This is a genomic window from Nocardiopsis lucentensis DSM 44048 (assembly GCF_000341125.1).
Classification (GTDB): Bacteria; Actinomycetota; Actinomycetes; order Streptosporangiales; family Streptosporangiaceae; genus Nocardiopsis; species Nocardiopsis lucentensis.
In genome coordinates this window covers 1-6,256 of the sequence record NZ_ANBC01000293.1, presented here as the reverse complement: position 1 = coordinate 6,256, position 6,256 = coordinate 1, and the positions used below count along the sequence as shown (strand labels likewise).

Annotated in this window: 8 protein-coding genes; 6 read left to right on the top strand and 2 right to left on the bottom strand. The window is 73.7% G+C overall.

The window, feature by feature from the left end:
• Positions 1 to 13: 13 nt before the first annotated feature.
• On the bottom strand, positions 14 to 553 hold the full coding sequence (locus tag D471_RS0110035) for a GNAT family N-acetyltransferase (protein ID WP_017598498.1): 540 nt from the start codon (positions 551 to 553) through the stop codon (positions 14 to 16).
• Between the two features lie 173 nt (positions 554 to 726).
• On the opposite strand from D471_RS0110035, the gene D471_RS0110030 reads away from it, so the two are divergent.
• The 3 genes from D471_RS0110030 to D471_RS0110020 are packed head-to-tail and all read left to right on the top strand — an operon-like array spanning position 727 to position 3,462.
• Complete coding sequence (locus D471_RS0110030) at positions 727 to 1,344, top strand: Uma2 family endonuclease (protein WP_017598497.1); 618 nt, start codon at positions 727 to 729, stop codon at positions 1,342 to 1,344.
• Positions 1,345 to 1,400: 56 nt separating this feature from the next.
• Positions 1,401 to 2,306 (top strand): RNA polymerase sigma factor SigJ, encoded by a 906-nt coding sequence (sigJ, locus tag D471_RS0110025; protein WP_017598496.1) that lies wholly within the window; start codon positions 1,401 to 1,403, stop codon positions 2,304 to 2,306.
• Between the two features lie 4 nt (positions 2,307 to 2,310).
• The gene (locus D471_RS0110020; RefSeq protein WP_017598495.1) at positions 2,311 to 3,462 is read left to right on the top strand and encodes a phytoene desaturase family protein; all 1,152 of its coding nucleotides are present in this window, start codon (positions 2,311 to 2,313) and stop codon (positions 3,460 to 3,462) included.
• A gap of 91 nt (positions 3,463 to 3,553) precedes the next feature.
• Here D471_RS0110020 and D471_RS0110015 read toward each other — a convergent pair whose 3' ends face one another.
• Entirely contained in the window at positions 3,554 to 3,988 is a 435-nt protein-coding gene (locus tag D471_RS0110015) for a hypothetical protein (protein WP_026127580.1), read from the bottom strand.
• Positions 3,989 to 4,216: 228 nt separating this feature from the next.
• Between D471_RS0110015 and D471_RS33745 the strand changes: the two genes are divergently transcribed.
• The 3 genes from D471_RS33745 to D471_RS0110000 form a co-directional block, all read left to right on the top strand.
• Complete coding sequence (locus tag D471_RS33745) at positions 4,217 to 4,816, top strand: redoxin domain-containing protein (protein ID WP_017598493.1); 600 nt, start codon at positions 4,217 to 4,219, stop codon at positions 4,814 to 4,816.
• A complete protein-coding gene (locus tag D471_RS0110005; protein WP_017598492.1) occupies positions 4,813 to 5,682 on the top strand; it encodes a cytochrome c biogenesis CcdA family protein in 870 nt (289 codons plus the stop codon). The genes D471_RS33745 and D471_RS0110005 overlap by 4 nt, the downstream gene beginning before the upstream one ends.
• A 55-nt stretch (positions 5,683 to 5,737) precedes the next feature.
• Positions 5,738 to 6,256: aminotransferase class V-fold PLP-dependent enzyme (locus tag D471_RS0110000; protein WP_017598491.1), on the top strand; the 519-nt coding region annotated here is incomplete at its 3' end.

Sequence of the window (6,256 nt, the reverse complement as noted above, 5' to 3'; positions counted from 1 at the left end):
GGTCCCCCCCGCCTCATCGGCCACCGCACGGCGGCAGACTGACGCCCTCCGCCGAGTCGGTGGCCAGGCGCGCGTGCGCCCCGACGTCGAAGCGCTCGGGCCCGTACCGCAACCGGGCCCGCCGCACCCCCTCGGGACGGAACCCGGCACGGAGCGCCACCACGCACGAGCCGGGGTTGTCGACCCGGTGCGTCAGCTCCAACCGGTGCAGGGACAGGGCGCCGAAGGCGTACTCGGCGACGAGGGAGGCCCCCGCGGACGCCACACCCCGCCCCCGCTCGGCGGGATGGACCCAGTAGGACACCCAGCCGGTGTCGTGGCGCGGGTCGGTCACCGCCACCTCGACGTGGCCGAGGACCGGCCCGTCACCCCCGACGACCGCGAAGGCGAACGCCCGCCCGCCGGCGGCGCGGTCCCGGCACCGGGCGATCCACTCCCGCGCCAGCGCGCGCGTGCGCGGCACGACCACGGTCTGCCGCGCCAGTTCCCCGTCCTCGAAGGCCTCCAGCAGACGGTCGGCGTCGCCGGGACGCCACTCCCGCAGTCGGTACACCCGGCCCCCTCTCCACACGGTCCACGGGCGCGCCACGGTAGGGGCGCGACACGCCGCCGGGCAAGGGGTCCGTGGCATGAGGATCGATCCGGCTTCTTCGGGAAACCGGCCGGTAACCGAGCGTGTCCCCGCCATGCTGGTCATCATGCGAACGAGGAGGCGGTAGGTCTGTCATGACCATCAGGCACACGGAAGTACCCGAGCGGCGTCTGACCGTGGACGATCTGGAGAACACGCCGGACGACGGACGGCGGTACGAACTGGTCGACGGGCGGCTTGACGTGTCGCCAGCGCCCAAGCCCATCCACACCGACGTGGACACTCGTCTGACGTACCACCTCGTTTCCGAGGCTCCGGAGGAGTTCGCCGTCCTGACCGGTCCGGGAGTCAACCTCAGGCCGGACGGCACCCACCACCGGATCCCCGACCTCGCGGTCTTCGACTGTGAGCGCCCGGGGCAGGGCTACTACACGGTGCCACCGGTGCTCGCCGTGGAGATCGTGTCCCCCGAGAGCGTGTTCCGCGACAACCACACCAAGCGCGCGGAGTACGCGGCGTTCGGCGTCCGGTCCTACTGGATCATCAACCCGCTGCCCGACAAGGCCGGCATCGTCGAGTTCCGGTTGGAGGACGGCCAGTACCGCGAGGTCACCCAGGCCTACGGCGAGGAGGTCTTCGAGGCCGACCTCCCCTTCCCCGTCCGGTTCGTGCCGCACTGGCTGGTCGCGAGCGGCCCCTGGAGGAAGAACATCGGCGGCCCCTCCGAGGAGGACTGCGCCGACGCCGAGTGACCCCCGTCACCGCCCCGGGATGTCACGCCCGGGGCACCGTGGTACGTCTTTGCGACATGACCACCGATGTCTTCGAAGAGCACCGCTCCCTCCTCACCGGGGTGGCCTACCGCATCCTCGGCAGCGCCGCCGACGCGGAGGACGTCACCCAGGAGACCTGGCTCCGTTGGAGCGGCGTCGACCCCGCCACCGTCGACGACCCCCGCGCCTACCTGGTCACCGTCGCCTCCCGGATCGCCCTCGACCGGCTCCGCTCCGCGCGGCACCGACGCGAGTCCTACGTCGGCGAGTGGCTCCCCGAACCGGTCAGCGACCTGCCCGACGCGGCCGACCACGCCGAGCTCGCCGACTCGGTGGAGTACGCGCTCCTCGTCGTCCTGGAGACCCTCAGCCCCCTCGAACGCGCGGTCTTCGTGCTCCGCGAGGCCTTCCAGTTCCCCTACGCGCGCATCGGCGAGGTCATCGGCCGCGAGGAGGCCACCGCCCGGCAGCTCGCCAGGCGCGCCCGCGACCACGTGCGCGAGCGGCGCCCCCGGTTCGACGCCGACCGGGGTTCCCGGCGCCGGATCACCGAACGCTTCCTCCAGGCGTGCCTGGAGGGCGACCTGGACGGCCTCACCGCCCTGCTGGCGGACGACGCGACCCTGGTCGGCGACGGCGGCGGAAGGGTCAGGGCGCCCCTGCGGGTCCTCCAGGGGGTCCGGAAGGTCGCCGGTTTCCTGTACGCCGTCGCCCAGGAGCGCAACGCCCGGCGCTTCCTCGACTCCGCCGGGCTCGCGGACCCGGCGGAGCTGGAGACGGGGGTCATGGAGGTCAACGGCGCCCCGGCCGCGTACGTCGCGGCGGACGGCCACGTCGTGACGCTGCTCGTGCTGGACGTGGTCGATGACCTGGTCCAACACGTCTACCTCATCGCCAATCCGGAGAAGATGTCACGTCTGCGGACGCCCGCCTCGTCCTAGGGGCATGGACATCACCGTTGTGGGCGGTGGCCTCGCCGGACTGACCGCGGCCATCGCCGGCGCCGAGAGGGGCGCGAACGTCACCCTGTGGGAATCTCACGAGCGGCTGGGCGGCAGGGCCCGTTCGACCGAGCCGCCGTACGTGGTCAACGACGGCCCGCACGCCCTGTACAGCGACGGGGCGCCGTACACGTGGCTGGCCGAACGCGGCCTCCTCCCACCGGTCTGCGAGCCGACCCGGGCCTTCCTCGCCAGGACGCGGTTCCGGCACGGGGGCCGGGTGGGTCGCCTGCCGTCGGCCGGTCTGCTCGGGGCGATCCGGCGGCGGAGGCTGCGGGCCCCGCACGACCGGGACTTCGCCACGTGGGGCCGGGAGAACCTGGGCGCCGCCGCCACCCGGGCGGTCTGCGGCCTCCTGGGCGTGACCACCTACGAGGCGGACCTGGGGCGGCTCTCGGCGGAGTTCGTGTGGGAACGCTTCACGCGGGTGACCGCGCTCCAGTCCCCCACCGTCCGCTACCCGCGCGGCGGTTGGGGCGCGCTGGTGGAACGCGTGGCGTCGCGGGCGCGTGAGATGGGGGTGCGGATCGAGACCGGCGTCCGGGTGACGCAGCTCCCGGGCACGCCGACGATCGTGGCGACCTCGCTCGCCGCCGCCCGGTCGCTGCTCGGTGACGACGCGTTGGCGTGGGAGAGCGGCCACTCCCTGCTCGTGGACCTGGGGGTACGGGGTCGGGCGAAGGATCCGACGATCGTGTTCGACCTCGACGAGTCGGGGTTCGTCGAGTGCTACTCCTTCCTCGACCCGGGGATCGCGCCCGAGGGCGAGGGGCTGTACCAGGCGCAGCTCCCGGTGCGCGCGGGCGAGTCCCGTGCCGAGGTCACCGCCCGGATGGAGCGCCTGCTGGACGGCGCGCTGCCCGGCTGGCGGGAGCGGACGACCTGGCGGCGCGACCAGATGTGCCGGGGCCGGACGGGCGCCCTCGACCTGCCGGGCCGTACGTGGCGGGACCGGCCCGCGATCGACCGGGGCGACGGCGTCTACCTGGCTGGGGACGCCGTGGCGGCGCCCGGGCTGCTGGGCGAGGTGTCGGTCGCCAGCGGGATCGCCGCCGCCGAGGCCGCCGTCACCGGGGCGCGCGCCTCCGTGGCGTAGGGGCCCGTGGCGTGCGCCGCGGCGCACGCCGGCGCCGACGCCCCGGAGGGGGCGCCGGCGCGGCTACACGGGGCGGCGGACCCGGTTCGGACTACACGTGCTTCCTGCTCAGGCCGTAGAGCGAGGCCCCCGCCACCACACCGTAGATGGCGTGCCCCAACAGGCTCATCATGGACGTCTGCCCCATCGGGAACAGCGCCATGCCGAGCAACGCGGGCATGAGGATGAGGCCGCCGACGACCCACAGCGCGACACCGTAGGCCAGGCCCGCCCCGAGGGTGGCCCACACGTGGTCGGCGTAGGCGCCCGCCAGAACCCCGAACACCACACCGAAGACGACGGAGATCGCCAGGTGCACCACCGCACCCACGACCGCGTTCTCACTGCCGACCAGTATGGCGACCATCGGCAGCATGCCCGTCATGGCCATCAGGACCCCGAAGACGACACCACCGATCGCACCGGCCACCGCACCCCTCCAGGCGTGCGTCATGGCGTGTGAACGAGCGTGAGCGATCGTGGACATGGTCTCCACCTCCCAGGTGATCCGAGCTCATGGCACGAGCCCGGGATATGACCCGTCTCACTTAGTGGAGTACCCTCGCGCGGGCCGTTGGTCACACGTCGAACCCCCCGTTCACGGCATTCCGCGGTGGACACGGTCCCCGGAGGGGAGGAGCCCCCGTGGACCGCGTGGCCGCGGTCTGGTTCGCTGGGGTTCCACCCCTCCCCGTGACCGTCCCCCGAGGTGACCATGACGACCGAGCCCCTCTCCGACCGCCGCCTCCCGATGATCCTCGCGGCGGTGGCGACGTCCGCGACCCTGGGTCTGACCGCCTGCGCCGCCACCGAGCCCGGGCAGGGCGCCGGAGACGGCTCCGCCGAGGCACCTGACACGCCGGGACCGGACACCTCCGGGTCCGGCACCGCCCCCGAGGAGACCCCCGACGCGCTGGCGTTCGACACCCGGACCGTGGACGGCGACGACTTCTCCGGCGCCTCGCTCGCGGGAGAGCCCGCCGTGCTGTGGTTCTGGGCCCCGTGGTGCACCGTCTGCCGGGGCGAGGCGGCGGGCGTGCTCGAAGCGGCCGAGCGGCACTCCGGCGACGTGGAGTTCATCGGCGTCGCCGGGCTCGGCGAGGTCGACGCCATGCGCGGCTTCGTCTCCGACACCGGAACCGGGGAGATGACCCACCTGGCGGACGAGGACGGCTCGATCTGGTCGGGCTTCGGCGTCGCCAGCCAGCCCGCCTTCGCCTTCGTCGACGCCGACGGGACCTTCGAGACGGTCCAGGGCACCCTGACCGGGGACGACCTCGACGCCCGCGTCGCGGCGGTCACCGAGGGGTCATGAGTCAGCTTCCGATCGCGATCGCCCTGGTGGCGGGCATGCTCGCGGTACTCAATCCGTGCGGTTTCGCCCTGCTGCCCGGCTACCTGGCGCTCCTGGTCGCCTCGGACGGCGGGGACGGCGGAGGCGGTGCGACGGCGGGCGGGGCCCGGTGGCGCCCGCTGGGGCGTGCCCTGGCCACGACGGCGGCCATGACCTGTGGTTTCACCTTCGTCTTCGCGGGCTTCGGGCTGGTCGTCACCCCCCTCGCGTTGTCGGTGGAGCGCCATCTGCCCTGGGTGACGGTGGTGATCGGCGCGGCCCTGGTGGGGCTGGGCGCGTGGCTGGCGGCGGGCCGGGAGGTCACACTGCTGCTGCCCAAGCCCTCCCCGGGGCGGCCCGCCCGCTCCCTCCGCTGGGCCCTGGTCTACGGGATCACGTACGCGATCGCGTCGCTGTCCTGCACGGTCGGCCCGTTCCTCGCCCTGACCACGGCGGCGCTGCGGTCGACCAGCCCGGTCGGGGTGGTGGCCGTGTTCCTGGCGTACGCGCTGGGCATGGGACTGGTCGTCGGCGTCCTGACCGTGGCCGTCGCGCTGGCCCGGGACTCGGTGGCCTCGCGCCTGCGCCGAGCCATGCCGTATGTGACGCGCGCCGGCGGGGTACTGCTCGTCCTGGCGGGCCTGTACGTGGCCTACTACGGGTGGTTCGAGCTGCGCGTGTTCTCCGGGGGTTCGGCCGACGACCCCGTCGTGGGCGCGGCGACCCGTGTGCAGGCGGAGCTGGTCCGCCTGCTGGAGTCCGTCGGCCCGTGGTGGACCGCGCTCGTCCTCACGGCCCTCGTCACGGGTGTCGGCGGACTCGGGTGGTGGCGCTCGCGCCGCCGCTGACATGCCCGTCACCGTCACACCGCCACCCTCCGCATCCCCCTGGAAGGGACCCCGCATGATCGACATCGAGACCGCTCGGGCAGACACCCCCGGCTGTGAGGGGAGGATCTTCCTCGACAGCGCCGGCTCCTCCCTGCCGCCCACCCCCGTCCTCGACGAGGTGATCGCCCCCCTGCGGCGCGAGGCGGAGATCGGCGGCTACCGCGCCTACGCCGAACGGGCGGAGGACGTGGAGGCGGGCCACGCCGTGTTCGCCGGCCTCCTCGGCTGCGCGCCCGACGAGGTCGCCTTCACCGACAGCGCCACCCGGTCGTGGCTGACCCTGGCCGGATCGGTTCCCCTGGGCGCGGGGGACCGCGTCCTGGTCACCGAGGCCGAGTACGGAGCGAACGCCGTCGCACTGCTGCGCCTGGCGGAGCGGCACGGCGCGCGCGTGGACGTCGTCCCCTCGGATGCCTCGGGGGCGATGTCGGTCGGGGCCCTGCGGGAGATGCTGGACGAGCGCGTCAGACTGCTCTCCCTCGTCCACGTACCGACCAACTCCGGGCTGACCAACCCCGTCCGCGAGGCGGCC

Excerpts from the sequence above, each read along its gene's own strand:
- D471_RS0110030 (WP_017598497.1), top strand. The coding sequence starts at position 727 with ATGACCATCAGGCACACGGAAGTACCCGAGCGGCGTCTGACCGTGGAC.
- sigJ (WP_017598496.1), top strand. The coding sequence starts at position 1,401 with ATGACCACCGATGTCTTCGAAGAGCACCGCTCCCTCCTCACCGGGGTG.
- D471_RS0110020 (WP_017598495.1), top strand. The coding sequence starts at position 2,311 with ATGGACATCACCGTTGTGGGCGGTGGCCTCGCCGGACTGACCGCGGCC.
- D471_RS0110015 (WP_026127580.1), bottom strand. The coding sequence starts at position 3,988 with ATGTCCACGATCGCTCACGCTCGTTCACACGCCATGACGCACGCCTGG.
- D471_RS33745 (WP_017598493.1), top strand. The coding sequence starts at position 4,217 with ATGACGACCGAGCCCCTCTCCGACCGCCGCCTCCCGATGATCCTCGCG.
- D471_RS0110005 (WP_017598492.1), top strand. The coding sequence starts at position 4,813 with ATGAGTCAGCTTCCGATCGCGATCGCCCTGGTGGCGGGCATGCTCGCG.